Raw genomic sequence first — 25,859 nt, forward strand, 5'->3', positions numbered from 1 at the left:
AGTACTTTTGGCTAATTTTTTCGATTTTATTTGTTTTTAAGAAGAATTTCTTCAGCCAGTTTTTTCTCGGTGATATCACGAATAAAACACTGAATAACTTTATGATCCGCTACTGTATATTTGTTGCTGATGAACTCTACATAGATCTTTTTTCCTTTTAAGGATTCAAGCGGCAAATTATCGTAGTGTATGATTCTTTTCTTCTGCAATTCCAAGAATTTTTCTTTATTTGCAACGATATCTTTAAGAAATCCAATTTCCCAGATTGCTTTTTCAAGAAACTCTTCTTTTGAATAGCCCAGAAGATCAATCAAAAAAGGATTTACATCGGTAATTTTTCCGGTTTCTGCATCTAGCATAAGAATACCATCTTTGGCTGACTCAAAAAGGTGACGGTAATGGGTTTCCCTATTTAATTGTAGAGATACGTTGGCTTCTTTTAATTCTATTTCCAGTTTTTTGGCTTTGGTAATATTGGTAAATGTTAACACTAATCCATCAATATGATCGTCAATGGTGCGATAAGGCATAATTTTTATGCTGAACCATCTTCCGTCATTCGTTTCGGTTTCGGTTTCTATGGATGTTAGGTTTTTGATGACCAACTTGGCATTAGTTCCTATTTCCGGGTATTTCAGATCAGAAACCAAATCTGTAAAAGGTCGGCCAATATCTGAGGCACGCACTTTGAATATTTCGGCAATCGGGTCAGTAAATCGGCGAATGTTTAGCTCTTTGTCCAGAAATAGTGTGGCAATTTCGGTACTGTTGAGCAGGTTCTTCATATCGTTATTTGCCCTCGAAAAATCGGCTACCTTATTTTGAAGCTCGCTGTTTACGGTTTGCAATTCTTCGTTTAAACTTTGCATTTCTTCCTTTGAAGTAGTTAATTCCTCATTAGTGGATTGTAATTCTTCGTTTGTGGATTGTAATTCCTCATTAGTTGATTTTAGTTCTTCCTGTGAAGTTTGCATTTCTTCACGTACAGTCTGCAAATCTTCATAACACTGATTGAGTTCTAATTCGAGTTCTTTTTGTTGTACATTGTAACTTTCTTTATTTGTTTTTAGATTCGTCACTTTAGATTCTACAATTTCAGCCACGTCATTGAAAACGATCAGAATCATATCTTTTATGGTTTCTGGTTTTTCTAACCGTTGAATGGTAATATTTACAAAACAGACTTTGCCATTTTCTACTTTCACATTTTGAAGTTTTACGGCATCATACGTTTTTAAAGCTTTTTGAAAAGCAGCCGGAAATACTATTCGTAAACCTTCACGAAGCATTGCATAAATATTCCAGTTTGCTTTTCCTGCAACGGGTTCCAGATATTTTCCGGTACGACCGGTAATGTAAATAATATCGCCTTTTTCGTTTACCAGCACACTGGCAGGAGTAAACTGCTGAAGCAAAATTTGATCAGCAAGAGTTTGTATGTTTTCAACAACTTTTTGAGGCTGCTTCATTTCTGGTTTTGTTTTGTTAGTTATAGAAAAGGAACTGGGAAAATCAAGTAGTCTTGATTCTTGCGGTATTAAAGAACGTTTAAAAATTTTTAATTTGTTGTCAAGCACTTCAAAACCTTCGTTATCTGAACCGAGAGTTTCGGCAGAGCCAAGAATCATGATTCCTCCTGGTTTAAGACTGTAATTGAATAGTGCCATTAGTTTTTTTTGCAATTCAGGTTCCATATAAATCAGCATGTTACGACAAGTAAGAATATCGAGTTTTGTAAAAGGCGGATCTTTAATTACGTTTTGTGGAGCAAAAACCACCATTTCGCGTATGACAGCATTTACCCGATAGCCTTCGCTATCCCCATTAAAAAACTGGGAAAGACGTTCTGGCGATACATCGGCAACAATATTTGGAGGAAAAACACCTTTTCGGGCTTTTTCTATGGCTTCAATATCAAGATCAGTGGCAAAAATTTGTAAACTCAGGTTTCGGTAGTTATTATTTTTTGCCAATGCTTCTTTAAAAACAATGGCTAGCGTATAAGCTTCTTCTCCGGTTGAGCATCCGGTTACCCATGCTCTTAATGTATAGCCATTAGGTAATTTTTCGAGCATTTCAGGAAGAATTTGTTGCCCTAGTTTTTTCCAGACTTCAGGATCACGAAAAAAATTTGTTACTCCTATCAGTAATTCTTTAAAAAGGATTTCGGTTTCTTTAGGGTTTTCCTGCATAAACCTGACATAATTTTGAATCTTGTCAATTTTGTGAATGCCTTTGCGTCTTTCGATACGACGAAACAAGGTGCTTTTTTTGTACATCGAAAAATCGTGACCGGTTTGTTCGCGGAGCAAAATTATAATTTTATCAAGATTGCTTTTGTTTTTACTGTCTATTTCTAAATCTATTTTGTGTTTTGGCATAAATTGGAGCAATTCGATTAATCTGGCTGGTAATTCTTCGACAGGAGCAATGACGTCAGGTATTATAGCATCGATAGCACTTCTGGGCATTCCGTCAAATTTTGCTGTTGATGGTTCCTGAACGAGTACAAAACCATTTTTTTCCTTGATTGCTTTTACACCTAAACTGCCATCAGAACCCATTCCTGAAAGAATAATTCCAATGCTTTTTTCCTGTCTGTCATTAGCCATAGAACGGAAAAATATATCTATTGGCAGCCTGATTCCGTGAGTTTCTATCGTAGCAAAAAGGTACAGTGTGTTATTTAGTATCGACATACTCTTGTTAGGCGGAATCACATAAACGCAGTTAGGTCTTACTTTTATTGCATCAGTAGCCTGAAAAACGGCCATAGTAGTCATACGTTGCAACAATTCGGGCATCATACCTACGTGGTTTGGGTCAAGATGTTGAACGTTTACGAAAGCCATTCCGTTATCCTCTGGCATATTCTTAAAGAACAATTCCAATGTTTCCAGTCCTCCGGCTGAAGATCCGATGGCAACAACAGGGAAATCATTATTTTCGGTACTATCAGGCATTAAGTTTTCGGATGTTTTTATAACCGAAAGTTCTTCCACTTTCTTTTTAGTTGCTTTCATCTTAGAAATACTATTCTTTAATTCAGGGTAATATTTGAGCTTGATTTGAATTTGTTGTTCAAAACACACTGTATATACTATACCAAATTTAAGTAAATTTCACCAAAATTACAACGATTTTTATGACATTTTTTGATTAATTAGTGGAATTTTTCAAAAAATACCCGTGAATTTAAAAAATTTTTATGGGAGTTTGTGATTGGTCTTTCAATATTTGGATCATTGATTTAGATTTATTTTCCTTCGCAGTACACTTTTAGGGACTTTTGCGCTTGTTCCTGAATCTTTTTCTGCATAAAACCAGTCCAGCCTAAAAGTAATCCTTTGATTCCTAAAGCTTGTTTAGACCATTTCCAAATATCAAAATCATCGGTATGTTTGATAATCAAACCATCCTGAAAATGGAATTTTGCTGCAATAGTATTTACCACTTTTCTGTTGGTTTTACTAAAACGGTAGCTTGCAATCCATAGGGCAGACCCCATATATTCATTTGCTTCCACTTCGGAGAATTCTATTTTCAAACTTCCTTTGCTTCTTTTGATTAGCATTTCCCACATTTGACAAACCTCATTCCCTTTTAATAGTCCAAAAGCCGGATCACGAAATTTAACGTTGGGATGGTAACATTCACACATTTGTTTAGCATTACCATTGGCAAATGCGGTATAGAATTTAACAATTGTGTTTTCGTTTTGGGTCATTTCAAAAAAAGTTGGAAGTAAAAATAATGTTTTTTTTCAAATGAATACTTTTTTTTAAATTTATTTGCAGGAAATGCATATTTTTGAAATTATAATTAAATGAAAATAAAGTATAAATTATTGTGTTTTTATAAATTTTAGCCGGATTAATTGAGCTATTTATAAATTGAGGTTATTTCCTGAGGTATTGTATAATTATTGATTTTAGCATCGTTAATTTTAAAAGAAACTGCAAAAATGGTTTAAGCGATAGTAATTTCTTTTGATAAATAAATTTCCTGCACTGCATTTATGATTTTTACGCCTTCACTAAAAGGACGTTGAAAAGCTTTTCGACCCATAATCATTCCCGTTCCGCCAGCTCGTTTGTTTATTACAGCAGTTTTTAAGGCTTCTGCAAAATCAGTTTCGCCTTTTGATTCGCCTCCTGAATTAATTAACCCAATGCGCCCTGAGTAACAATTCATCACCTGATATCGACATAAATCTACGGGATGGTCACTGCTTAATTTGGTGTACATTTCAGGATTGCTTTTGGCAAATTTGATTGTTTTGAAACCACCGTTATTAGTTGGTAATTTTTGTTTAATAATATCCGCTTGGAGGGAAACTCCCAAATAATTGGCTTGTCCGGTAATATCAGCTGCCGTATTGTAATCGATTCCGTCTTTTACAAATGCGTCATTTCTGGAATAACACCAAAGAATGGTAGCCATACCTAAATTATGTGCCTCTTCAAAAGCCCTTGCCACTTCTATTATTTGCCGATTAGATTCGGCTGAGCCAAAATAAACTGTCGCACCTACTGCCACAGCACCCATATTCCAAGCATCGCGGACATTTGCAAACATAATTTGATCGTATTTATTGGGAAAAGTCAGTATTTCGTTGTGATTAATCTTAACCACAAACGGAATTTTATGCGCATATTTTCTGGAGAGCATCGCCAAAACTCCCATTGAGGAAGCGACTGCATTACAACCCGCTTCTAGGGCTAATTTTATAATATTTTCAGGATCAAAATAAATGGGATTCGTAGAAAATGAACTTCCGGCAGTATGCTCAATCCCTTGATCTACAGGTAAAATGGAAAGATAACCAGTGCCCGAAAGTCTCCCATTTTCGTAAAGTTGGGTTAAACTCCGAATCGTTTGTCCATTCCGATTACTATTCAGGAAATGAGTATCGATATGCAAAGGACTGGGTAAATAAATTTGATCTTTTGTAATCGTTTTACAAACGTGATTCAACAAAAAATCTTTTTCATCTCCCAATAAAGTCAGCAATTGGTTTATATCTTTCATAGTAAATTTGATTTGGGTATAGGTATTACTAAATCAAAATTTTAATCGAATGATATAAAGATAGTTATATTTTTAACAATAAATTCGGGTCGGGACAATTTTCTAAATAATAAACCAAGTTTTTTTTGCTGCAAACACCAGGATAATCACTGAAATTATCTTCTATATTTTTTATTATTTGGAAATGTAAATGTGGGGAATAGCCACCATTTACAGACGAATCTCCCAAAGTTGCCAGAGTTTGTCCTTTTTTAAAAACGGTTCCAATTTCTATATGCTCAATACTTTTGACAGATAAATGACCATATAAAGTATAAAAGCATTGGTTTTCAATCGTGTGTTTCAGGATAATTGTTGGACCATAATTTCCTTTTCCCGCATTGAAATCAAAGCCATACACTGTTCCGTCAAGCGCTGCTAAAACTGGCGTTCCTGCTTTAATCCATAAATCCATCCCAATGTGAATATTTCTCTCATCAGATTGCTCATCATTAAAAAGATGGGTTTGATTGTAAAGATTTCGTACTTCATTGTAGCCTCCATAAGCGATTTTGGCATTGTTTTTTTGAAGGAGATCTTCGATATAATCTTCAAATATATCCGGATTTTTTATATCATTTTTAAATAAATCTGTGTTTGTAACTGACAATTCTATAGGAGTATATTCTGAATAAGGAATCGTACTATCAATGACTTTTATATTTTCGAGTTTTAAAAAACTATTTTCTAATGTTGGCATAATGAGTGTTTAATAATTGCGGAATTACTCTATCGTCATTGATTTTAACTTGGTTCGATAAGCTTCGAGTGCTAGGGATTTCGAAATAAATCCATAATATTTACCATCTTTTAGTACAGGTAGAAATTGAACTTTAGTTTTTTCAAACTTGTTCATTACGGTTTCCATACTGTCTGATGGATAAATGATATCTACCGTTTTAATCATAACTTCTTTTACCAAAGTAAATTTTACACGATATTCATTAAAAATTATTTCTCGAATATCATTGAAGTGAACTACTCCAAGTAATTGTTTTTCAGTATCTACAACAGCAAAAATTACCTGATTGGAATGCGAAATCAAGTCAACTAATTTTTCCAGACTTTCATCAGGAGAAACAGTCAAATAATCAGTTTGAATTATAGAATTGGTATCTAATGTCGAAAGGATATTTGTGTCTTTATTGCTGGTAAAAGCCTGGCCTTTTCGTGCTAAATTTTTCACATCCAATGAATGTTTTTCGAAACGTTTTGAAATAGCAAAACTAATGGAAGCCACCATCATAAGTGGAATCATCAAATTATAACCTCCTGTTATTTCTGCAATAAGGAAAATAGCAGTTAAAGGTGCGTGAAATAATCCGCTTAGAATTCCTGCCATTCCCACCATTGTAAAATTACTTATAGGCAATTTAGTAAGTCCGGTTAGGTTTAAAAATTTAGAAAAAAAGAAACCAACATAAGATCCCAGAAATAGGGAAGGAGCAAAATTACCTCCATTTCCGCCACTTCCCAACGTAATTCCAGTAGCAAAAACTTTGAGCATCATGGTTAAACCAATAAATGCCAAAAGAGCCCAACTGTTATTCCTAAAACTGCTGAAAAGCGTATTTTCTAATAATTGCCCTGGATCACTTTCTGATAAGGTTTTTATACTTTCATATCCTTCTCCAAAAAGTGTTGGAAAAATAAAAATTAATAATGCCAAAATAGAAGCACCAAAAAGTGCTTTTTTGTATGGTTTAAATCGTAAACGAGTAAAAAAATGTTCTACCCTTTGAAAATTCCTGGAATAGTAAACAGAAATTAACCCAGTGAATATTCCAAGAAAAATATAGTAAGGAATATTATGATAATTGAAGGTTTGTTGCTGTTTAAAAGATAACAATACTGTTTCATCCAAGACAATTTCTGAAATCAATGCACCAGTTGCTGCGGCAATCATAATGGGTGTAAATGCTGAAATGCTTACGTCTACCAATAAAACTTCTATAGCAAACAAAACCCCTGCAATGGGAGCGTTAAATGCTGCCGCTATTCCGGCTGCAACTCCACAACCTATTAAAAGTGTTCTGTCTTTGTACCTTAATTTAAATCTTTGGGCGTAATTTGAACCAAAAGCTGCCCCCGTAATAACTATTGGACTTTCTAATCCTGCGGAACCTCCTAAACCCACAGTTAGCGAACTTGTTATAATTTGAGCGTACATTTGTCTTCTGGGAATAATACTTGCTTTTTTTGCTACAGCATATAAAATTTGTGAAGTTCCCTTTTCGATAGTTCCGCCTAAGACTCTTTTGACCACAAAAACCGTCAGTAAAATCCCGATTATGGGCAAAATACTGTTGATAAAACTTAATTTTAAAATCCCGTTGATATAAGTCGCAAATTGGAAAACCCAATGCGCAAAAGTTTTCAAAACGATTACGGCAAAAGCCGACAAAATCCCAACCAAAACACTGGACAAGAAAATAAACTGTTTATTGCTGAGTTTATTTTGAGCAAAAGCAGTCAGGTTCTCAAGCTTCTGAATATATTTTTTGAACATTTTGTGTTTTTAAAAGAATGCTAATTTACCATTATTTTTGCTTTTAGCCAATATTTTTCAGGGCTTCTTTTTTACTTAAGGGCTTTAAATGGATTTGACTTATAAAATTTCGAACCGCTTCGGGATTTGTTTTTCCGTATTCTCGCAATGCCCAACCAATAGCTTTTTGAATGAAGAATTCGTTGGAATTTTTATGTTTTTCACATTCTGATTTTAGTAAATCAAAATTGGTTTCCCCTTTGTAACCCAATTGAAAAAGAATTGCGCTTCGGTTGAGCCACATATTCTCGGAATTTGAAAAATGCTCGATAACTTTTTCGGTTTCCAATGGATATTCAAGAAGATATTCACCCAGAATATTCTTGGCAATCGTGTCAACACTATCCCACCAAGAATTTGTGATTATTAGTTTTTCAATAAGTTGAATATCGTCTTTTTTATATTTTCCTTTAAGTTGTTTTATTAAAATTTCTATGGCGCAATACTGAAATTCCCGTTGTGGTTTTGAATAAAGTTTTCGAGCAATTTCTCTTGGATTTTCTGCAATTTCATCCCTATTTTCCTTCCAAATATCCTTTAAAATTTTTCTTCTTTCTTCCGTTTTTATTCCAAAAAAGGAAAAATGATTCCGCATATATTTGGCCATTGCATTGGCATTTTCGGGATTGCTGTTTTCTTCAAAAGCAGTTTCTAAAGCATTGATAAAATTCATAATATCTAATTTCTAAAACCTAAAACCCCACCGCTTTATCATCTCCTCTTTTATCAGCACCGCCTTCGAGTTTTTTATTTGGTAAAACCAGAATAGCATCTACTTTTCCAATTATGGGAGTTGTTTTCTCGTTGATGAGGTATCCTTTTTGTTTTAAATTTTCTAAAGTTTTTGTATCGAAAGTATCTGGTTCAAAAGTAATTACGTCCGGCAACCATTGGTGGTGAAAACGAGGCGCATTTACGGCATCTTGCATACTCATTTTGAATTCGTAAACATTCAAAATCGTTTGTAAAACCGATGTAATAATTGTAGAACCTCCCGGAGTTCCAACAACCATAAATAATTTACTGTTTTTCTCGACTATTGTTGGCGTCATAGAGCTTAACATTCGTTTTTCTGGGGCAATGCTATTGGCTTTGGCACCAATCAAACCATATGAATTTGGAACTCCCGGCTTGGCGCTGAAATCGTCCATTTCGTTATTAAAAAAGAAGCCCAATTCATCTGAATATAATTTTGAACCATATGCGCCATTAAGTGTTGTAGTTACTGAAACGGCATTTCCTTCAGGATCAATAATCGAATAATGGGTGGTTTCATTACTTTCAGTAGTGGCGATTTCTCCATGAGAAATTTCAGAGGATAAAGTAGCTTTGTTCCAATCGAAAGTTTTCATTCTGTTTTTTAAATAAGTATTGTTGAGCAACTCACTTTCAGGAATTTTCACAAAATCAGGATCTCCAAGAAAATAATTCCTGTCGGCATAAGCTCTCCGTTCCGCTTCAGTCATTAGTTGTATGGCTTTTTCGCTGTTATGACCATATTTTGAAATTGGATAAAGTTCAATCATTTTCATCATTTGTTGCAAAGTAATTCCTCCGCTTGAAGGCGGTGACATCGAAATAATTTTCAAATCCTTGTAATTAAAAATAATTGGGTTTCGCCATCTAACTTCATATTTGGATAAGTCCTCAAGTGAAATTATTCCGCCATTTTTTTTAATAAAACCGACTATTTTCTGGGCTGTTTCCCCTTTGTAGAATTCAGCCGCGCCATTTTTCATTATTCGGGTTAATGTTTCAGCAAGTGCTTGATATTTTATAGTGTCGCCAGTTTTATAATTTTGTGCAAGCAAGGTTTGCGCACCGCTTACTTTTATGATGGCATCACGATAATTTTGTTGCATTTTTTCCTGTTTTTGAGTAACTACGACTCCATTCTTTGCTAAAGCTATTACAGGTTTCATAATTTCCTCCATCGAAAGTTTGCCCAGTTTTTCGTGAACGGCAAATATTCCTGCGATGGTGCCGGGAACACCAATTACCAATGCTCCATTGACACTCAGGTTAGGAACCACATTTCCGTCTTTGTCAAGATACATAGCTGTCGTAGCTGCCAAAGGTGCTTTTTCACGATAATCAAGTGCTCCAGTTTCGCCATTTGCTTTTCTGAAAACCATAAAACCGCCTCCGCCAATATTGCCGGCATAAGGATAAGCAACAGCAAGGGCCAATTCTGTAGCGACCATCGCATCAAAGGCATTGCCGCCTTTTTTCATGATTTCGATACCAATTTTTGAAGCTTCTTCACGTGCTGAAACTACCATTGCTTTTGAAGTTACTAAACCCGTCTGAGCAATTGTTTTTATTGGAAGTAAATAGAAAATGGTTATTGCAATTAGCGGTATTATTTTTTTCATAAGGTTTGTATTTTCAAGTTCGAATGTACTATTAATGCTGCAAAAAAAGCCGTGAATTCTGATTCAAATTCGGAATAATATGTTCTCAATTCCACAACGGAAAATCGCATATTCGAATCGCGTTTCATACGGGTATCCATTTTTGCCAAAACGCTTTCGATACCTTCTATGGTTTGATAACTCAGCAGCCAATTGTAATCTATCATATAAGGCATCATTTTTTGGGTTTTTGGAGTCAAATCATCATAATTGTCTCTCAAAGATTGGTAAAAACGTTCTGAAAAATCTTCCAATTTTTCATCAGAATAATTACTCCAGTTTTTTGCCAAAAAGTGGTCGTAAAAAATATCCACGATGATACCGGAATAATGATGGTAATTGGCGTGCAGTCTTTTGGTACTTTGTCGGAATATGGGATGGGCATCTGTAAAAGTATCGATGGAGCGGTGCAGAATGATTCCTTTTTGAATTTCCATCGGAAAAATATCAAAGTGCTTTCCGTGAATACCATCAGCCATAAAATTGCCTATTTTTATCAAATCATTGTCTCCGGAAAGGTATATGTGTGCTAGAAAATTCATTCGCCTAATCTATGGATTTTAAATTATTAAATGACTTTTTTAAACCGTCAATTATTATATTTGTGAGCAATTTAAAATTTATAATTCAAAATCTAAAATAATACCAATGACTTTAATAAAATCTATATCAGGAATTCGCGGAACTATTGGCGGTAAAGTGGGCGATAACCTGACTCCGGTCGATGCGGTAAAATTTGCTTCGGCATATGGAACTTGGTTAAAAAATGGCAATAATAACAAGAAATTCAAGGTTGTTGTGGGTCGTGACGCTCGGATTTCTGGACCAATGATCCATAATTTAGTGGTAAATACGTTGGTTGGTTTGGGAATTGACGTGGTTGATTTGGGACTTTCTACAACGCCAACGGTTGAAGTTGCTGTTCCTTTGGAAAATGCAGATGGTGGAATTATTCTTACCGCTTCGCACAATCCAAAGCAGTGGAATGCACTGAAGTTACTCAACGGAAAAGGGGAATTCTTGAACGGTATCGAAGGAGAAAAAATCCTGCAAATTGCAGAAGCCGAAGCATTCGACTTTTCGGATGTGGACAATTTGGGAGAAATTACCGAGAATGATGCTTATATGGATATTCATATCGATGAAGTTTTGAATTTGCCTTTGGTTGATGTTGAAGCCGTAAAAGCAGCCAAATTTAAGGTTGTTGTTGATGGTGTAAATTCCTCGGGAGGAATTATTATTCCAAAATTATTGGAGTTAATGGGCGTTGAAGTCGTAAAATTATATTGCGAACCCAACGGACATTTCCCTCACAATCCGGAACCGTTGAAAGAACATTTAACGGATATTTCGGAATTGGTGGTCAAAGAAAAAGCCGATTTAGGTGTTGTCGTTGATCCTGATGTTGACAGACTTGCATTTATTTGCGAAGATGGCGAAATGTTTGGCGAAGAATATACTTTGGTGGCTTGCGCCGATTTTGTTTTGGGTAAAACACCGGGAAATACAGTTTCGAATATGTCGTCTTCCCGTGCTTTGCGTGATGTGACGAACGCCCACAAAGGAAATTACGAAGCTAGCGCAGTAGGCGAGGTGAATGTTGTAGATTTAATGAAGAAAAACAACGCCATTATCGGAGGAGAAGGAAACGGAGGAATTATTTATCCTGAATTGCATTATGGCCGCGATAGTTTAGTGGGAGTGGCGCTGTTTTTGACCCATTTGGCCAATAAAAAAATAACCGTTTCTGCTTTGCGTGCTTCGTATCCAGAATATTATATGAGCAAAAACAAAATCGAATTGACACCACAAATCGATGTTGATGCGATTCTTATTGCAATGACCGAGAAATACAAAAATGAAGATATTACCACTATCGACGGTGTAAAAATTGACTTTGCAAACGAATGGGTTCATTTAAGAAAATCGAATACCGAACCCATTATTCGTATTTATACCGAAGCGCCTTCACAAAATCAAGCTGATGCTTTAGCATTAAGAATTATTGACGAAATCAAGGCTGTGGCAGGGATTTAGGACTTCTTTTTATAAATTAAAGCCCTTTTTAAAAAATATTTTTTGAAGAGGAGGGGTTTGTTTTTTAAGGACTTAGATTATTGTGTTCGGTTCGCACCATTAGAACAAACACTAAAATAGCGAGTATCATAAAAAGTAGGGCTGATGAACCAACGGTTCCAAAATTCAATCCCCCTTTTTCCAATGGTTTGGTAAGTAAATCTCCGAAGGTCGCACCAAAGGGTCTTGTCAATACAAATACCAACCAGAATAAGACAATGTGAGATATTCCGGTAAATTTATATGCTAAGACAATCAACACCAATAAACTTCCAATGAGTATGGCACCACCTGCAAATCCAAGACCTGAATTGTCTGCCAGAAAATCTCCCAATGCCGTTCCCAGCGTATTCGAAAGCAAAATAGCAGTCCAATAAAAAAGTTCGCCACGAGTGGAAGTAATGTTGGTTACTGCCAAAGTTTTCTCGCTAATTTTCCAAATAACAAGTGTTACGACCAGTAATGTTGCTAAAATTAAAGAACCTGTTGCATAGCCCAAACCAAGTGTTCTATCCATAAAATCGGAAATGGTTGTTCCCGCGGTACTCGTGGCAAGAATCACAGCCCAATAAATTATAGGATGGTATTTTTTGATTGAAAGTTGGATAAAAAGCGTGACAAAAAAGAAACTCAACAACAACATCGAACTTAAAGCATAACCAATATTTAAAGTCATTGACAACAAATCACCCGCAGTTTCGCCCAAAGTTGTGGCACAAATTTTTATAATCCAAAACGAAAGGGTGATGACTGGAAGTTTATTGATGGAGTTCATTTATTTGACAAAATTCATTGTTATCAGCAATATAATTACCAAAATTCCCACTAGACCGGTTATGAATAAGTAATCAGCAATTGATTCAAATTTTTTTTCTCGTTCTGAACTTTTAGTTTTTATAGATATGAAGGAGAATATACACGAGCAAGTAAGCAAAATAGCAATAACCGAGGTGAAGCCATCAATCACATGAGTTTCAATCCGGTTCGAAATATGTAATGAGGTAATCACGAAAAGGCAAAATCCCAAAAGGTTTGCCGCAGTATTTAACACGTGTGGAGAAGTATTGTTAGCCATTTCACAAAAGTAAAATTTATTGAATCAATTTTTAGAAAGTAATCCTTTTATTTTTTTTTAAATGGCTCTCTCAAAACCTATTTACTATTTATCCTAATAACTAAAAATAGGTATCTTTGAATCAAAATAAAGAATACAATGACCATCAAAGAAATACCAACTCAATCAGAACAATACTTCCAAGAGTTTCGCAGGAATATTATAGGAATCGATCAGGAATTTGTTTCGCCTTATGGTACGCAAAAAATCATTTACACGGATTGGACAGCGAGTGGTCGTTTGTATCGTCCTATTGAGAAAAAAATGATCAACGACTTTGGACCTTTTGTAGCCAATACTCATACGGAAACTACGGTTTCAGGAACGGCAATGACAATGGCGTATAACAAGGCGCGTAATATCATAAAAACTCACGTAAATGCAAGCATAGATGATGTTCTCATTACTGATGGAACCGGAATGACGGGAGTCGTCAATAAATTTCAACGTATTTTGGGCTTAAAAATTCCCGAAAACCTGAAGGATTACATCAGCATTCCCGCTGACAAAAAACCAGTTGTTTTTATTTCACACATGGAACATCATTCCAATCAAACTTCCTGGCTCGAAACCATTGCCGATGTTGAGGTGATTCCTTCCTGCGAAGAAGGATTGTTCAGTCTTGAAAATTTGGCAAAATTATTGGAAAAATACAAAGACAGAAGCTTCAAAATTGCTTCCATAACTTCTTGTTCTAATGTTACCGGAATCAAAACGCCTTTTCATGCAGCGGCAAAATTAATGCACCAAAACAATGGCCTTTGTTTTGTGGACTTCGCATGTTCCGGGCCATATGTTGCAATTGATATGCATCCGGAAGATCCGGAAAGTTTTCTGGACGCGATTTTCTTTTCGCCACACAAGTTTCTTGGAGGGCCAGGAACTTCGGGTGTATTAGTTTTTAATAAAAAATTATATCAAAATTTAATCCCTGATAATCCGGGCGGAGGAACCGTTTCCTGGACAAATCCTTGGGGCGAGCACAAATATATTGACAACATCGAAGATAGGGAAGATGGTGGAACTCCAGGTTTCTTGCAGGTGATAAAAACGGCTTTAGTTATCCAATTAAAGGAAAAAATGGGTGTCGAAAACATTCTGAAACGCGAACACGAAATCGTGGATTCTATTTTTTCGAGCCTTGGAAATATTTCAAAGATTAAGATTCTTGCAGCACAACATCAAGATCGATTAGGAGTGATTTCATTTTATATTGACAACTTACATTTTAATTTGGGAGTGAAATTACTCAACGACAAATTCGGAATTCAGACCCGTGGTGGTTGCAGTTGCGCAGGAACTTATGGCCATTATTTGTTGAATGTAAACGAAGAAACCTCTCATAATTTAGTTTGCCAAATCGATTCTGGCGACTTAACTTTAAAACCCGGTTGGATAAGAATGTCGATTCATCCCACTACTACAAATGAAGAAATTAAATTTGTTTGTGAAAGCATAAAAGCATTGGCAGAAAATCACGAAGCTTGGTCAAAAGATTATAATTATGATAAAAACTCCAATGAATTTATCCATAAAAATGCAAAACCATTTGAGAAAGAATTGGTTGAAAAATGGTTTAAAGTATAAAGAGATAGCGTTTCTGCCTTCAGCTAACTGCTACCTGAAACCTGCAATCTGTTTTACCTCTTGTGTTTCCATCGTTTATGTGTCCATAAATAATATTCAGGAGCTTCATAAATTTGTTGTTCCACTAATTTCAGGAATTTATCCGTGATTTCATAGTTGGGCACTTCTTTTACATTTTCCGAAATGACTTCAAAACTGGCTTGATAATACCCACGTTTTACTTTTTTCACTTTCAGGAAAATGACATTCATATCATACTTTTTTGACAACATTTCGGCTCCGGTATGAACGGGAACTTCAATTCCCATAAATTTTTGCCAATGAAAAGAAGAAGAGAGTCTGGGTGATTGATCGCTTGCAAATCCATAAATAGACAATAATTTGTTTTTATTATTTGAAATGATAGTTGGAATAGTTTCTTTAGTTGTTATAAGAAAGGCTTTAAATCTTGATCGAATAGTACGCACTAATTTGTCAAAATAGGGATTGGCTATTTTTTTATAAATGGCAAAAGCACTAAAAGTTACATAGGCATTCATTGAAATTACCCATTCATAGCTTGCATAATGTGCCAGCATCATGGCTATGCTTTTTTCTTGTTCTTCCAGTTTTTTATATACTTCCAGATTGGTAAATACAAATCGTTTGCTTATTTCTTTTTTTGAAATCGTCATCGTTTTTATCATTTCAAGAAACATATCACACAAATGATGAAAAGATTTTTTTTCGATGACTAATCTTTCCTGAGCGGATAAATGGGGTAATGCCAATGCTAAATTTTCTCGAACCGTTTCTTTACGATAACCTATTACATAATAAACCATTACATATACAAAATCAGAAAACAGATATAATAATGGAAACGGCAACATCGAGATGCACCATAAAATAGGATAAAATAGGAGATAAAGGATAAAGCGCATTAAATAAATATTTCGACAAATATAATTCAAAAAATCCTTTCGGTTATTAGTTTAGAACTCTTGTTCTGTTTTTATAACCATAATTATTAATTAGATTTACACTCAAAAAATATTTAAGTTATTTATGAGCACTATTTTAATTGTAATTATTGCCGCCACAATTTTATTCAGTTTAAAAGGATTTAACGATGTGGCTTTTTTCAGGAAATACGAATTTCACATTGGAAGCATCCGTGCGGGAGACCAAGTCAGGATGATTACTTCTGGTTTTTTGCACGCCGATATGGGGCATTTGTTTTTCAATATGTTTACGCTTTATATGTTTGCTCCAGTGGTAATTAACTATTTTGGGAGCGCTTCTTTTTTATTGATTTATATGGGAAGCCTTATTTTTGGCAGCTTACTGACCTTGTTGATGCATAAAAATGAATATAGCTACAGAGCAATCGGCGCATCTGGAGCAGTGACAGGAATTTTATATTCGGCGATTTTGATTGAGCCCAGTATGAATTTGTATCTATTTTTTATTCCAATTCCCATTCCGGCTTATCTTTTTGGAATAGGCTATTTGTTGTATTCTATTTATGGAATGAAAGCCAAGAGAGACAACATTGGTCACACAGCTCATTTTGGAGGTGCAATTGGAGGCTATTTAATTACATTGATAAAAGAACCAGCTATGCTTGTAGATAATACTGCTATGGTAGTGCTTTTGGCAATTCCTATCGTGATACTTTTTGTAATGTCCAAAGCCGGAAAATTATAGTTGGCACAAGTTTTGATTAGAGATTTTAATAACAAACCTAAATTTAAAAAAAAATGAAAAAAGCATTATTGATTTTTGCCTTATTTTTTATGGCAATGTCCTACGCACAGGAGCAAAAACTAGTTCCAATGATCAGTGTGTCTGGTGAAGGAAAAGTAAAAATAGCTCCAGATCAGGCTTCGATTTCGATTTCGATTGAAACAAAAGGAACAAAGGCAGACGATGTTAAAAAGGAAAATGACAAAAAAATGGACGCCATTTTAAAATTCATCAAAAAATCTAATATTGCAAAAGAAGATTTCCAGACACAGCGAGTTTCTTTAAATTCAAATTATGATTATGAAAAAAAGAAACACAATTATATTGCCACTCAATCTGTCCAAATTTTATTGAAAGATTTGTCAAAGTATGACGAATTGATGGAAGGCTTAGTTGATGAAGGAATTAATCGAATTGACAATGTAGAGTTTAAGTCTTCAAAAATGAAAGATTTGCAGTCTGATGCGAGAAAGTTAGCTATAAAAGAAGCCAAAGGGAAAGCCGAAGATTTTGTTTCTGTATTGGGACAAAAGGTGGGCAAAGCACTATTGATATCCGATAATTCACAAAATTACAATCCACACCCTGTTATGTATGCCATGAAGTCTATGGCAATGGACGAATCAGCTCCAAGAGAAACATTGGCAGTTGGCGAAATAGAGATCACGGCAAATGTCAGTGTGAGTTTTATTTTGGAATAAAATAAAAATTACATTGTGTTAAAGTAAAAAGTCCTGAAAATCTCAGGACTTTTATTTTTGTGGATAATATGCTTAATTTTTTGCTTCTCCACAGGTTTTAGGATTAATCCGTTCTTCCTGCAAACTACGCTTTGAAAATATATCAAGCAAAAAAAAAGCTCAAGTGAACTTGGCGTTTTCTTTATTTATATGTTTATTCGTGGGGAGAGCAGGATTGACTTTGTCCTTCCTGCAAAGCTACGCTTTGAAAATAAATCAAACAAAAAAACGCTCAAGTGAACTTGGCGTTTTTCTTTATTGATATATTTATTCGTGGGGAGAGCAGGATTGACTTTGTCCTTCCTGCAAAGCTTCGCTTTGAAAATAAATCAAACAAAAAAACGCTCAAGTGAACTTGGCGTTTTTCTTTATTGATATATTTATTCGTGGGGAGAGCAGGATTGACTTTGTCCTTCCTGCAAAGCTACGCTTTGAAAATAAATCAAACAAAAAAACGCTCAAGTGAACTTGGCGTTTTTCTTTATTGATATATTTATTCGTGGGGAGAGCAGGATTCGAACCTGCGAAGTTCACACAGCAGATTTACAGTCTGCCCTCGTTGGCCGCTTGAGTATCTCCCCATAGTCTTATTTGCCCTAAGCGGTTGCAAATATAAAAACTGTTTTCAGGTTTCCAAAGGATATTTACACTTAATTTTAGTATAATTTGCAACACATTGGAATTGAATATACTAATAAAAAATCTCCCCAAGGGAGATTTTTTATTAGTATAAATTTAGTGTATTATTTAGATAAAAGTTCCATTATTTTTGCTTGAAGTTCGACTCCTCTTAAATTTTGTGCAACAATTTTACCTGTTGCATCAAGTATAAAAGTAGAAGGAATTTGCTGAACTCCATATTGAGCAGCAATTGGTTCGTCCCAAAATTTTAAATGAGAAACCTGAATCCAAGTTAGTTTATCTTTTGCAATGGCTTCTTTCCATTTTGCAGCATCTCTGTCTAAGGAGACTCCAACAATATTCAATCCTTTAGAATGAAATTCTTTGTAGAGAGCAACAACATTTGGATTTTCGGCTCTGCAAGGAGCGCACCATGATGCCCAAAAATCTACAATAGTTACTTTTCCTAAACTTTCTTTTAGGCTAATTATTTGACCTTGAGGGTTTGGAGCTGAAAAATCTGACCTTCATTTAGCGTTACCGGCAGCTGGATTTACAGCACCAGACGGTGTTGTACCAACTGAAGGCATTTTTGCTTCTTTTATTTTTGATTGAATTGCTTTACCAGGTTTTGTGTTTTTTAATGACTCATCTAGGCTTGCAAACAATGTTTCTAATTTTTTAATTTCAACAGAAGGATCTTTACTCATTCCTTCGATAATTAATACACTTATGAATGATTTTGGATGTGATTCTGCGTAGCTGTTATATTTCTTTTTAGATTCTGCGGTTACACCTTCTTGAAGCTTCCCAAATTCTTTCATTAATTTATTGATAACAACAGTATCTTTAGCTTGTTGTGCCTGATTCATCAAAGCAGTGTTATTCTTTTGAAAATCCATTAAACCTTTTTGTAGTTTAATTATTTCTCCATTGAACTGAACGAACTCATCATTGTTGTATGTTCCAGAAACTTTAGATTTATTGATACTGTCTTTGTTCATTTCGATAGTGATATCTCCGTTTTCTAAGATAAATGGGAATTTTCCATTTGCTCCTTCAAGTTGTAACATGTAAAAAGCGGGTTCAGTAACTTTTCCTTTTATTTCAAATTTACCATTTTCTACTTTTACTGTATCTACGGACATCAAACCCATACCAGTAGCATCTTGGGTTTCCATTATTATGGTTTTACCGTTTTCAACTCCTTTTGCTGTACCTGAGATTGTGTACTTGTCTTTGCTACAAGAAATTAAAAATACTGTAGCCGTAAGTAATAAAATTATTTTTTTCATTATAAATTAGTTAAATGATTTAAGTGTGCAAAAGTATTTAAATTTATAAAACATCAATAATTTTATGACTTAAATTTTTGTTATAGTTTATAAATTTTTATTTAATAGGTTTAGGGCAATTAGTTTAAGTGGTTTTGAGCATTTAACGTTGTTATTTGTACAAAACTATACCCATGGATGGGAGAGATATTGACATGAATTAAGGTTTTTTCTAGCTTAGGGAAGAATTATATTTTAATTCACATTTCTGTATGCAAGATTCAGCATGTTCAATCTCATTTAGCGTTATCCTGATATCCATATTTACAGTTCTTAATTCTTTATGCAAAGTGGCACTAAATGAATTAGATTCTAGTTTGAGATTTATTTCCGCTTTTTGTTCTTCAAGAATAACAAGGGTTTCTTTTGCCTTTTTGTATTGCGATTTGAATAAGTTACAAGGGTCATTCATAAGGATAATTTTGAATTTATTTTTAAAGGGTTGCTAACTTACTAAAAATAAAACTTCTAGGCAATATTTTTTCCATTTATTTTTTTAATTTGTAATACTAGTGCTGCATTATACCAACAAAAAAACACCCCTAAAAGGAGTGTTTTTAAATATAAATCTAATAAAATCTAGTCTTGGTTGATGGTTTTTCTCCAAGTAAAAGAATTTAATATATGTCTTTTTGCAAATCTTCCGGGTGAATCCGCATTTACCATTTTTACATAAGTTGCTTTTGGCACGCTGATGTATTCATAAACACTTCCATTTGAAAAATTAATTATCAAGCGCCCTTCAACAAATTTGTAATCTGTAATTGTTGACGTTGCAATAGTTTCTGTGTATTCAGGTAAATTTTGTTTTACAGTTTCAGGATTGATGCTTACCAAAAAGTGGTAGGCTTCAATAATTTTTTTACTGTTTTCTTCTGCTTCTTTTAAACCGGCATCATTTCCCTGAAATTTGTCAGGATGTGCTTCTTTCATCGCGTTGCGGTAAATGGTTTTTAAATCTTTTAATTCTGCAGTTTTGTCTACATTTAGCAACTTTCGGTATTCAACTATTTTTTTCATAGATATGGTAACTTGTTGTCTTTTAATATGAAACCAGTAAAAAAGGATTTCAAAATCGACAATTTTTTGCAAAGGTACACTTTTTTTTAAGTTTTTGGTTTTTGACCAAAAAAAAATCAAAAAATAGTCCTTTCTAACCTGTTTTTTGTTTGGGCATTAATTTATAAACACAAGCTATTGTTGCGGTTTATTGTTGGCTTTATCAAAGTTTTTAGACTTTTTTGGATATTTATTGTAGTTGATATCACTCGGATTTTCAATGACGGTTTTGATAGTAATCCAATCGCCAAGTTGATGATTGGCCATCGCCATTTTGTAATCTAATAAATATTCGCCACAAAAAAAGTTGTTGTTTTCATCTTGTTCCATTATTCCTGTATAAACTCCTTTTTGAAGCATTTTTTCTTGTGAAGACTTAGTCATAATCAATTTGATTTAATAAATTTACTGGGTACAAAGTTAATCAAATAATATTTGCCTTGCACTGTTCAGCAGTTTCTGATTATCTTTGCATAATGGAAAAGTCATTTCGTCCCAATCCCAATTCTTTCAAAAATACATTTTGTGTTTTCCGGGAAGAAAAAAAGGAAGCTGTTGCTAAATTGCTTTTGCAATACGAAAGCAAATCGGGGAGTTGCTATTATTATACTGAAAAAGGAATGTATCGTTTGTCAAACCATTGGGGAAGATTAGCCAATAGTAAATGGAGATTAGAACCATTAGAACCAGAATCACCATCTAAAACTAAACTAGGTTTTGCCAACTGGAATGATTTTTTTCCGGACAATGCTATAGAAAAATTGTATTATATTCAGGCAAATTACAATCAAAATGCGGTAAATTACCAGCATAAAAATAATCCTGATTATGATAAGAAAGCTATCCTTCGCACCAGTTTTGAAACTGCAAAAAGGATTAAACAAATCAGGAATTTATTGAATTTAACTTCTTGGGCAAAGCATTTCGACTATGAAGATTTGGCTGTTTTACGTCAGAAAATAATTAATGAACTAATTTTTACCAATAAAACCTTGGAAGAAATAAAAAGAGAACTATAATGGGAAGAAACAACGAAAGGAATATCAAAAAGCACAATGATAAGCTACATAAAGAGCAGGATAAAGTCAAAGCTGCCAAAGTGTTGCGCAAAGAAAAATTGAAACAAATCGTCAAAAAGTTCAATGAAAACAACACTTCTGAATCCAAATAATTTAAAAAATGGAAAATAATAAATTTACTGATTTAAAAATCAGAGTTCAGGAAATCATCGATTTAATTGCTGCTAAACAAAACAAAGAGGCAAATAATAAATTAGTGGAAGTAAGCAATTTACTGGATGAACTGCTTGATTTTTCTGAAGACGACGAGGATCTAATGGAAATAAGCAGGTTTCAGGTGCTATTGAATCAATTGCACCAAAAAATCATTACTATGAATTAAATATTAAGTATATTTTTCACAACCGTTTAACTAAAAAAGCCGAAACAACTTGTTTCGGCTTTTTTAGTCTTTAGAACAAAAGTTTATTTTGTGTCTAGCATATTTTCACTGTAATAAGAATTCTCGGAAGTTATTTTTCCTTTATCATCAAAATTGTCAATATACAATACAGACAAATTTATTTTCTTTTTATCTGATTTTCTGGTTAATCTATAGGTCCACCAAGATTGAACGACACTCATATTTCCCATTTCGTAATGCAAATAGTCAGGGTATCCTGAAACATCGATACTGTTAATATCAAATTTCGCTAAAAATTTTTGATCATTTGCTTTTTGTTCAGTTAGAGATATACTGGTTCCTATTGGAGCATTATTATCAATAAACCTTGCCTTTTCATCATAGAAACTATAGGCTTTTTCAAAATCTTTATTTTCAAAAGCATAAATCATTTTCCTCAAAGAATTGATATATTCGTGATGATTATAAATCTCCCCATTTTTTCTGTCTCCATAACTACTTCCAATTTCATCTCCGATGCTACTGCTGGAATAGCTAATCATTGTTTTTATTTTATTGTTTTTATCTACTGTGTACAATCGATGCATTGGCATGTCGATTTTCACACCTGTTTTATTATGCACCCCTTTTATATCTTCCCAAGTTTGTACCCAGACCAACTCTTTTTGGTTGGCATCTTTATATTCTAAAGCATCTGGATATGAGCCTTGAGATCTTGAAATACTTAAATAATCAACATTATCTTTCCAGAACTTCACGCTTTTTACAAAGGATTCTTTATCCTCTCCTTTATCATTTTTATTTGTGCTTGTTCCATCATAAGATTTAAAATCATCAGCTAAAAAACTGGATACTTTGTCAGCGTCACCACTCACAAATGCTTTGGTAAAGTTTTCTACAGTAACTATTGCAGGATGCTCTACATAAATAGTTCCATTTGTTTTCTTTTGTGCATAAGTGATGCAAACAGCCATCAACAATGCAATTGAAATAATTTTTCTCATATTTAGCTAAGGTTTTGGTTAATAACATGTTAAATGTAATGAAAATACTGATTACCAATACATTGTGTTAATAACTTTTTTATTTAGTCTAAATAAACTTTTTAATTGAAAGAAGTATAAATTTAAAATTTTTAAAAGTCATGATAATTATAATGGTTTAATCAACAGGTAGATATTTTTTATACCAGTTAATGGCTAAATCGGCAACTTCCAACAATTTTCCCGGTTCTTCAAATAAGTGAGAAGCCCCAGAAATTATTTTCATTTCTTTTATTGAATCCAATTGGTCAAAAGCCTGTTTATTCATTTTGATGACAGGAACATCTAGTTGACCCACAATTAACAATGTAGGTGCAGTAACTAAGTGTAATACACTTAAGGCCAAATCCGGCCGACCTCCACGAGAAACAACGGCTTTAATATTTTTTCCAAAAAATGCTGCAGCCCGTAATGCCGATGCAGCTCCTGTACTGGCTCCAAAATAAGCTATTGGTAAACCTTTTGAAACTTTACTGTGTGTTAGCCATTCCGTAGCTTCAATCAGTCGGCTTACTAACAGATCAATGTTAAATCTGTTTTCATAATTCTGGTCTTCTTCTTCCGTTAGTAAATCAAACAATAAAGTGCCTATTCCGTGTTGCTGCATTAGTTCTGCAACTAATTTATTTCTGGGACTGAATCTACTGCTGCCACTTCCGTGAGCAAAAACAACGATTCCAATTGCTTTATCAGGAATCACTAAATCTCCTTTTAAATGTATCGATAATAAAGGAATATCTATTTCTTCAGCTTTCATAATTGACATATTTATATATTAATTTTGATTTGCATTCGTAGTAATGGAATTCGATTCTCTCAATATCTGAACCACTTCCTCATCAGGAACCTGACTAAATTGTTCGTAAAATTGACCTACGGCGCTAAAATTCTTTGAGCTTATCAGGTAAACAAACTCATCTGCTTTTTGTTGGAATATCTTAACTCTGTCATAAGGGATAACGGGTACGGCAACTATAATCTTTTCAGGATTTTTTTTGCGCAACATTTCTATGCTCGCCAGCAGGGTGTTTCCCGTTGCAATTCCATCATCAACTATAATGACGTTTTTGCCTTTTATATCAAGAGGTTTTTGTTTACCTCTGTAGAGTTCATATTTCTCTTGCAACGATTCCCGAAGTCGGATAATTTCGTCATTGATGTAATGGTTTGGAATATTAAGATGTTCATCAACAATCATGGAGTCCAATGATACTGCGCCTACAGCAAATTCTTTGTTCAATGGGTGCGGTATTTTTTTTGAAAGCACAATATCCAGAGGAAGTTGTAATTTTTTGGCAATTACGTTTCCTATTGGAACTCCGCCTCTGGGAACAGCAAGAATCACTGTGTTGCTATTTTGATATTTCATTAATTTATCCGAAAGCAACATTCCCGCTTCGATTCTGTCTTTAAGGATTTCATCATACATAATAAAACAGTATTAAAATAAACAATGATTTATATTATAAAGATACTGATTTTCAGTTAGTTTACAAAAAAAAATATTTTTTTTAATATAGTTTTTCTGCATATAATTAGGAATTTATTTTTTTTCCTGCTCTCTAAGAAGTTTTTAATGCTATTCTAGACTTTTAAATAAAAGCTTTTCTAAAATAAGTTATTTTTTAAAACTAGAAAAGGCATAGTTTTATATTCAGGATATAAGCATTTAAGGATAGAGAACAAATTATGGAATAAACCTTAAATAAAAAAAATCTTAATCTAATATATCAAGATAAATTCGGATATTCGTATTAAATAAAAGATTGATGAATGACTATTTAATAGGTTTAGGGGAGAGAATTAAAGATATTAGAAAGAAAAATAAAAAGACTATTAGTAATGTGGCTAATGCTGCCGATGTAAGTAATGGTCTTATTTCAAGGATAGAAAATGGAAGAACAATTCCTTCATTACCAGTTTTGCTCAATATAATCAATGCATTGGAAATTAGAGTTTCAGATTTTTTTGAGGGTATGCCTAAACCCTCGGAGCTTAATTATATTGTCTCTCGATTTGAAGAAAATGCTATTATTGAAAAGGAAGATGATGCAAAAGGCTTTGCATATAAATATATTTTTGGAAAACAACTCTCTTCTATAGGTTTTGAAGCGGTTTTACTTGAAATACAACCCAACTCTCAAAGAGGAAAAGTAGAGACAGATGCCTATGAATTTAAATATATGCTTTCTGGCGAATGTATTTATAATATAGGAGGAAGTATTTCTAAAAGAAGGTGATTCCATTTTTTTTGACGGAAGAATACCGCATGTTCCTATTAATAGAGGGAAGGTATCGGCTAAGATGTTGGTGCTTTATTTTTTTTTTAATACTCAAAAATAACACTTTTTTAAAACAAAACTCCCCTTTTTAGTATATCAAAAAGGAGAGTTTCCAGAAAACTAACCAATCAACTATTATATGAGAATTGCTCTCAATTCATTTAAACTTTCCAAAATATAAGTAGGATTTGCTTTTTGTATTTGAGTTCTGTTTTGGGCACCCGTTAGTACTCCGGCGGTAATGCCACAATTTGCATTTTTTCCCTCTTCAATATCTATAGCGGAGTCCCCAACTTTTAAAACTTTTTTTGAATCAGTCACACCTGTTTTTTTCATTGCCAAAAGAATCATATCGCCTTCTGGCCGACCATTTTCTACATCATCCGCTGTTACTAATCCGTCTATGGTTTCGCCTACAATCCAACCCAATTTTTGCAATAAAAGGTGGGCGGTTTTGCTGTCATAACCAGTATTTAGCACTACTTTAATATTATTGTTTCTCAACGCTTTAAAAAGTTCTTCTGTGCCTTCAAATGTTTTAATTTCTAAAGTATCATAAACATTTTTTAAGATTATTTTAAATTCCAAAAATGCTTTATTAGCAACTAAAGTTACATTAGTTATTGATGTACATTCTTTTAAAATATCTGTAATTGCCTGATGCTTTTCTTTTCCTGCTCCATGCATTAGGACATCTTCTAAACTTACATTAAACCCTTCGTCATTAATTACTTTCTGGACAGTTTTGTAGACCACATTATCCTCGTCTACTGTTGTTCCAGCCATATCAAAAACTACTAGTTCTATTCTTTGTTTCATTA

The 25,859-nt window shown here is 33.9% G+C and carries 26 protein-coding genes, 1 tRNA gene and 2 pseudogenes; 8 read left to right on the forward strand and 21 right to left on the reverse strand.

What is annotated here, in order from left to right; genetic code table 11:
- Positions 1 to 26 precede the first annotated feature (26 nt).
- The 8 genes from IR213_RS03680 to IR213_RS03715 all read right to left on the reverse strand — a co-directional run bounded on the left by IR213_RS03680 (position 27) and on the right by IR213_RS03715 (position 10,574).
- Complete coding sequence (locus IR213_RS03680) at positions 27 to 3,023, reverse strand: chemotaxis protein CheB (RefSeq protein ID WP_194310959.1); 2,997 nt, start codon at positions 3,021 to 3,023, stop codon at positions 27 to 29.
- A gap of 233 nt (positions 3,024 to 3,256) precedes the next feature.
- Positions 3,257 to 3,727, reverse strand: a complete 471-nt coding sequence (locus IR213_RS03685; protein ID WP_194310960.1) for a nuclear transport factor 2 family protein — start codon at positions 3,725 to 3,727, stop codon at positions 3,257 to 3,259.
- A gap of 242 nt (positions 3,728 to 3,969) precedes the next feature.
- Entirely contained in the window at positions 3,970 to 5,031 is a 1,062-nt protein-coding gene (locus IR213_RS03690; RefSeq protein ID WP_194310961.1) for a class I fructose-bisphosphate aldolase, read from the reverse strand.
- 64 nt (positions 5,032 to 5,095) lie between these two features.
- A complete protein-coding gene (locus IR213_RS03695; RefSeq protein ID WP_194310962.1) occupies positions 5,096 to 5,770 on the reverse strand; it encodes a peptidoglycan DD-metalloendopeptidase family protein in 675 nt (224 codons plus the stop codon).
- 24 nt (positions 5,771 to 5,794) lie between these two features.
- The gene (locus IR213_RS03700) at positions 5,795 to 7,579 is read right to left on the reverse strand and encodes a chloride channel protein (protein WP_194310963.1); all 1,785 of its coding nucleotides are present in this window, start codon (positions 7,577 to 7,579) and stop codon (positions 5,795 to 5,797) included.
- Positions 7,580 to 7,622: 43 nt separating this feature from the next.
- The gene (locus tag IR213_RS03705) at positions 7,623 to 8,291 is read right to left on the reverse strand and encodes a DNA alkylation repair protein (protein ID WP_194310964.1); all 669 of its coding nucleotides are present in this window, start codon (positions 8,289 to 8,291) and stop codon (positions 7,623 to 7,625) included.
- Positions 8,292 to 8,310: 19 nt separating this feature from the next.
- The gene (ggt, locus tag IR213_RS03710) at positions 8,311 to 9,993 is read right to left on the reverse strand and encodes a gamma-glutamyltransferase (RefSeq protein ID WP_194310965.1); all 1,683 of its coding nucleotides are present in this window, start codon (positions 9,991 to 9,993) and stop codon (positions 8,311 to 8,313) included.
- Positions 9,990 to 10,574 (reverse strand): acyl carrier protein phosphodiesterase, encoded by a 585-nt coding sequence (locus IR213_RS03715; RefSeq protein ID WP_194310966.1) that lies wholly within the window; start codon positions 10,572 to 10,574, stop codon positions 9,990 to 9,992. Before IR213_RS03715 ends, ggt begins: the two co-directional genes overlap by 4 nt.
- 106 nt (positions 10,575 to 10,680) lie before the next feature.
- On the opposite strand from IR213_RS03715, the gene glmM reads away from it, so the two are divergent.
- Positions 10,681 to 12,069, forward strand: a complete 1,389-nt coding sequence (gene glmM / locus IR213_RS03720; protein WP_194310967.1) for a phosphoglucosamine mutase — start codon at positions 10,681 to 10,683, stop codon at positions 12,067 to 12,069.
- Positions 12,070 to 12,133: 64 nt separating this feature from the next.
- On the opposite strand, the gene IR213_RS03725 is transcribed toward glmM, so the two are convergent.
- Together IR213_RS03725 and IR213_RS03730 are read right to left on the reverse strand one after the other, a co-directional pair.
- Positions 12,134 to 12,883 (reverse strand): COG4705 family protein, encoded by a 750-nt coding sequence (locus IR213_RS03725; protein ID WP_228479079.1) that lies wholly within the window; start codon positions 12,881 to 12,883, stop codon positions 12,134 to 12,136.
- Positions 12,884 to 13,183: a hypothetical protein gene (locus IR213_RS03730; RefSeq protein ID WP_194310968.1), complete on the reverse strand. Its 300-nt coding sequence runs from the start codon at positions 13,181 to 13,183 to the stop codon at positions 12,884 to 12,886.
- A gap of 138 nt (positions 13,184 to 13,321) precedes the next feature.
- On the opposite strand from IR213_RS03730, the gene IR213_RS03735 reads away from it, so the two are divergent.
- Entirely contained in the window at positions 13,322 to 14,809 is a 1,488-nt protein-coding gene (locus IR213_RS03735; protein ID WP_194310969.1) for an aminotransferase class V-fold PLP-dependent enzyme, read from the forward strand.
- A 53-nt stretch (positions 14,810 to 14,862) separates the two neighbouring features.
- Here the strand turns inward: IR213_RS03735 and IR213_RS03740 are convergent, their stop codons facing one another.
- A complete protein-coding gene (locus IR213_RS03740) occupies positions 14,863 to 15,732 on the reverse strand; it encodes a lysophospholipid acyltransferase family protein (protein ID WP_194310970.1) in 870 nt (289 codons plus the stop codon).
- 124 nt (positions 15,733 to 15,856) lie between these two features.
- Between IR213_RS03740 and IR213_RS03745 the strand changes: the two genes are divergently transcribed.
- Complete coding sequence (locus IR213_RS03745) at positions 15,857 to 16,498, forward strand: rhomboid family intramembrane serine protease (RefSeq protein ID WP_194310971.1); 642 nt, start codon at positions 15,857 to 15,859, stop codon at positions 16,496 to 16,498.
- A gap of 53 nt (positions 16,499 to 16,551) precedes the next feature.
- Positions 16,552 to 17,238: an SIMPL domain-containing protein gene (locus IR213_RS03750; protein ID WP_194310972.1), complete on the forward strand. Its 687-nt coding sequence runs from the start codon at positions 16,552 to 16,554 to the stop codon at positions 17,236 to 17,238.
- 539 nt (positions 17,239 to 17,777) lie between these two features.
- On the opposite strand, the gene IR213_RS03755 is transcribed toward IR213_RS03750, so the two are convergent.
- The 6 genes and pseudogenes from IR213_RS03755 to IR213_RS03780 form a co-directional block, all read right to left on the reverse strand.
- Positions 17,778 to 17,858: transfer RNA gene (locus IR213_RS03755), tRNA-Tyr, on the reverse strand.
- A 162-nt stretch (positions 17,859 to 18,020) separates the two neighbouring features.
- Positions 18,021 to 18,407: pseudogene (locus IR213_RS03760) on the reverse strand (peroxiredoxin family protein); the annotation flags it as partial.
- Between the two features lie 18 nt (positions 18,408 to 18,425).
- Entirely contained in the window at positions 18,426 to 19,193 is a 768-nt protein-coding gene (locus IR213_RS03765; protein WP_194310973.1) for a DUF4369 domain-containing protein, read from the reverse strand.
- Positions 19,194 to 19,404: 211 nt separating this feature from the next.
- Positions 19,405 to 19,644: a hypothetical protein gene (locus IR213_RS03770; RefSeq protein WP_194310974.1), complete on the reverse strand. Its 240-nt coding sequence runs from the start codon at positions 19,642 to 19,644 to the stop codon at positions 19,405 to 19,407.
- A 167-nt stretch (positions 19,645 to 19,811) separates the two neighbouring features.
- The gene (locus IR213_RS03775; protein ID WP_194310975.1) at positions 19,812 to 20,252 is read right to left on the reverse strand and encodes a KTSC domain-containing protein; all 441 of its coding nucleotides are present in this window, start codon (positions 20,250 to 20,252) and stop codon (positions 19,812 to 19,814) included.
- A 174-nt stretch (positions 20,253 to 20,426) separates the two neighbouring features.
- Positions 20,427 to 20,675: a hypothetical protein gene (locus tag IR213_RS03780; protein WP_194310976.1), complete on the reverse strand. Its 249-nt coding sequence runs from the start codon at positions 20,673 to 20,675 to the stop codon at positions 20,427 to 20,429.
- Positions 20,676 to 20,767: 92 nt separating this feature from the next.
- Between IR213_RS03780 and IR213_RS03785 the strand changes: the two genes are divergently transcribed.
- The 3 genes from IR213_RS03785 to IR213_RS03795 are packed head-to-tail and all read left to right on the forward strand — an operon-like array spanning position 20,768 to position 21,692.
- Positions 20,768 to 21,310, forward strand: coding sequence for a hypothetical protein (locus IR213_RS03785; protein ID WP_194310977.1), 543 nt, complete (start codon positions 20,768 to 20,770; stop codon positions 21,308 to 21,310).
- On the forward strand, positions 21,310 to 21,462 hold the full coding sequence (locus IR213_RS03790) for a hypothetical protein (RefSeq protein ID WP_194310978.1): 153 nt from the start codon (positions 21,310 to 21,312) through the stop codon (positions 21,460 to 21,462). The genes IR213_RS03785 and IR213_RS03790 overlap by 1 nt, the downstream gene beginning before the upstream one ends.
- 8 nt (positions 21,463 to 21,470) lie before the next feature.
- On the forward strand, positions 21,471 to 21,692 hold the full coding sequence (locus tag IR213_RS03795) for a hypothetical protein (protein WP_194310979.1): 222 nt from the start codon (positions 21,471 to 21,473) through the stop codon (positions 21,690 to 21,692).
- An 83-nt stretch (positions 21,693 to 21,775) separates the two neighbouring features.
- Here the strand turns inward: IR213_RS03795 and IR213_RS03800 are convergent, their stop codons facing one another.
- The 3 genes from IR213_RS03800 to IR213_RS03810 all read right to left on the reverse strand — a co-directional run bounded on the left by IR213_RS03800 (position 21,776) and on the right by IR213_RS03810 (position 24,185).
- Positions 21,776 to 22,717 (reverse strand): nuclear transport factor 2 family protein, encoded by a 942-nt coding sequence (locus IR213_RS03800; protein ID WP_194310980.1) that lies wholly within the window; start codon positions 22,715 to 22,717, stop codon positions 21,776 to 21,778.
- A 157-nt stretch (positions 22,718 to 22,874) separates the two neighbouring features.
- Positions 22,875 to 23,513: a dienelactone hydrolase family protein gene (locus IR213_RS03805; protein ID WP_194310981.1), complete on the reverse strand. Its 639-nt coding sequence runs from the start codon at positions 23,511 to 23,513 to the stop codon at positions 22,875 to 22,877.
- Between the two features lie 18 nt (positions 23,514 to 23,531).
- Complete coding sequence (locus IR213_RS03810) at positions 23,532 to 24,185, reverse strand: phosphoribosyltransferase (RefSeq protein ID WP_194310982.1); 654 nt, start codon at positions 24,183 to 24,185, stop codon at positions 23,532 to 23,534.
- Between the two features lie 340 nt (positions 24,186 to 24,525).
- Between IR213_RS03810 and IR213_RS03815 the strand changes: the two are divergent.
- Positions 24,526 to 25,099 (forward strand): annotated as a pseudogene (locus IR213_RS03815) (helix-turn-helix domain-containing protein).
- 74 nt (positions 25,100 to 25,173) lie between these two features.
- Here IR213_RS03815 and IR213_RS03820 read toward each other — a convergent pair.
- A complete protein-coding gene (locus tag IR213_RS03820) occupies positions 25,174 to 25,857 on the reverse strand; it encodes a phosphonatase-like hydrolase (protein ID WP_194310983.1) in 684 nt (227 codons plus the stop codon).
- Positions 25,858 to 25,859: the final 2 nt, after the last annotated feature.

Origin of the sequence: Flavobacterium soyangense, from assembly GCF_015277675.1 — a bacterium.
Lineage (GTDB): Bacteria > Bacteroidota > Bacteroidia > Flavobacteriales > Flavobacteriaceae > Flavobacterium > Flavobacterium soyangense.

Bases quoted from the DNA above. Each gene is read 5' to 3' on its own strand.
- IR213_RS03740 (WP_194310970.1), bottom strand. From the start codon at position 15,732: ATGCGCTTTATCCTTTATCTCCTATTTTATCCTATTTTATGGTGCATC.
- IR213_RS03775 (WP_194310975.1), bottom strand. From the start codon at position 20,252: ATGAAAAAAATAGTTGAATACCGAAAGTTGCTAAATGTAGACAAAACT.
- glmM (WP_194310967.1), top strand. From the start codon at position 10,681: ATGACTTTAATAAAATCTATATCAGGAATTCGCGGAACTATTGGCGGT.
- IR213_RS03795 (WP_194310979.1), top strand. From the start codon at position 21,471: ATGGAAAATAATAAATTTACTGATTTAAAAATCAGAGTTCAGGAAATC.
- IR213_RS03700 (WP_194310963.1), bottom strand. From the start codon at position 7,579: ATGTTCAAAAAATATATTCAGAAGCTTGAGAACCTGACTGCTTTTGCT.
- IR213_RS03790 (WP_194310978.1), top strand. From the start codon at position 21,310: ATGGGAAGAAACAACGAAAGGAATATCAAAAAGCACAATGATAAGCTA.
- IR213_RS03810 (WP_194310982.1), bottom strand. From the start codon at position 24,185: ATGTATGATGAAATCCTTAAAGACAGAATCGAAGCGGGAATGTTGCTT.
- IR213_RS03725 (WP_228479079.1), bottom strand. From the start codon at position 12,883: ATGAACTCCATCAATAAACTTCCAGTCATCACCCTTTCGTTTTGGATT.
- IR213_RS03705 (WP_194310964.1), bottom strand. From the start codon at position 8,291: ATGAATTTTATCAATGCTTTAGAAACTGCTTTTGAAGAAAACAGCAAT.
- IR213_RS03735 (WP_194310969.1), top strand. From the start codon at position 13,322: ATGACCATCAAAGAAATACCAACTCAATCAGAACAATACTTCCAAGAG.
- IR213_RS03685 (WP_194310960.1), bottom strand. From the start codon at position 3,727: ATGACCCAAAACGAAAACACAATTGTTAAATTCTATACCGCATTTGCC.
- IR213_RS03780 (WP_194310976.1), bottom strand. From the start codon at position 20,675: ATGACTAAGTCTTCACAAGAAAAAATGCTTCAAAAAGGAGTTTATACA.
- IR213_RS03690 (WP_194310961.1), bottom strand. From the start codon at position 5,031: ATGAAAGATATAAACCAATTGCTGACTTTATTGGGAGATGAAAAAGAT.
- IR213_RS03820 (WP_194310983.1), bottom strand. From the start codon at position 25,857: ATGAAACAAAGAATAGAACTAGTAGTTTTTGATATGGCTGGAACAACA.
- IR213_RS03680 (WP_194310959.1), bottom strand. From the start codon at position 3,023: ATGAAAGCAACTAAAAAGAAAGTGGAAGAACTTTCGGTTATAAAAACA.
- IR213_RS03785 (WP_194310977.1), top strand. From the start codon at position 20,768: ATGGAAAAGTCATTTCGTCCCAATCCCAATTCTTTCAAAAATACATTT.
- IR213_RS03765 (WP_194310973.1), bottom strand. From the start codon at position 19,193: ATGAAAAAAATAATTTTATTACTTACGGCTACAGTATTTTTAATTTCT.
- IR213_RS03805 (WP_194310981.1), bottom strand. From the start codon at position 23,513: ATGAAAGCTGAAGAAATAGATATTCCTTTATTATCGATACATTTAAAA.
- IR213_RS03715 (WP_194310966.1), bottom strand. From the start codon at position 10,574: ATGAATTTTCTAGCACACATATACCTTTCCGGAGACAATGATTTGATA.
- IR213_RS03745 (WP_194310971.1), top strand. From the start codon at position 15,857: ATGAGCACTATTTTAATTGTAATTATTGCCGCCACAATTTTATTCAGT.
- IR213_RS03730 (WP_194310968.1), bottom strand. From the start codon at position 13,183: ATGGCTAACAATACTTCTCCACACGTGTTAAATACTGCGGCAAACCTT.
- ggt (WP_194310965.1), bottom strand. From the start codon at position 9,993: ATGAAAAAAATAATACCGCTAATTGCAATAACCATTTTCTATTTACTT.
- IR213_RS03695 (WP_194310962.1), bottom strand. From the start codon at position 5,770: ATGCCAACATTAGAAAATAGTTTTTTAAAACTCGAAAATATAAAAGTC.
- IR213_RS03770 (WP_194310974.1), bottom strand. From the start codon at position 19,644: ATGAATGACCCTTGTAACTTATTCAAATCGCAATACAAAAAGGCAAAA.
- IR213_RS03750 (WP_194310972.1), top strand. From the start codon at position 16,552: ATGAAAAAAGCATTATTGATTTTTGCCTTATTTTTTATGGCAATGTCC.
- IR213_RS03800 (WP_194310980.1), bottom strand. From the start codon at position 22,717: ATGAGAAAAATTATTTCAATTGCATTGTTGATGGCTGTTTGCATCACT.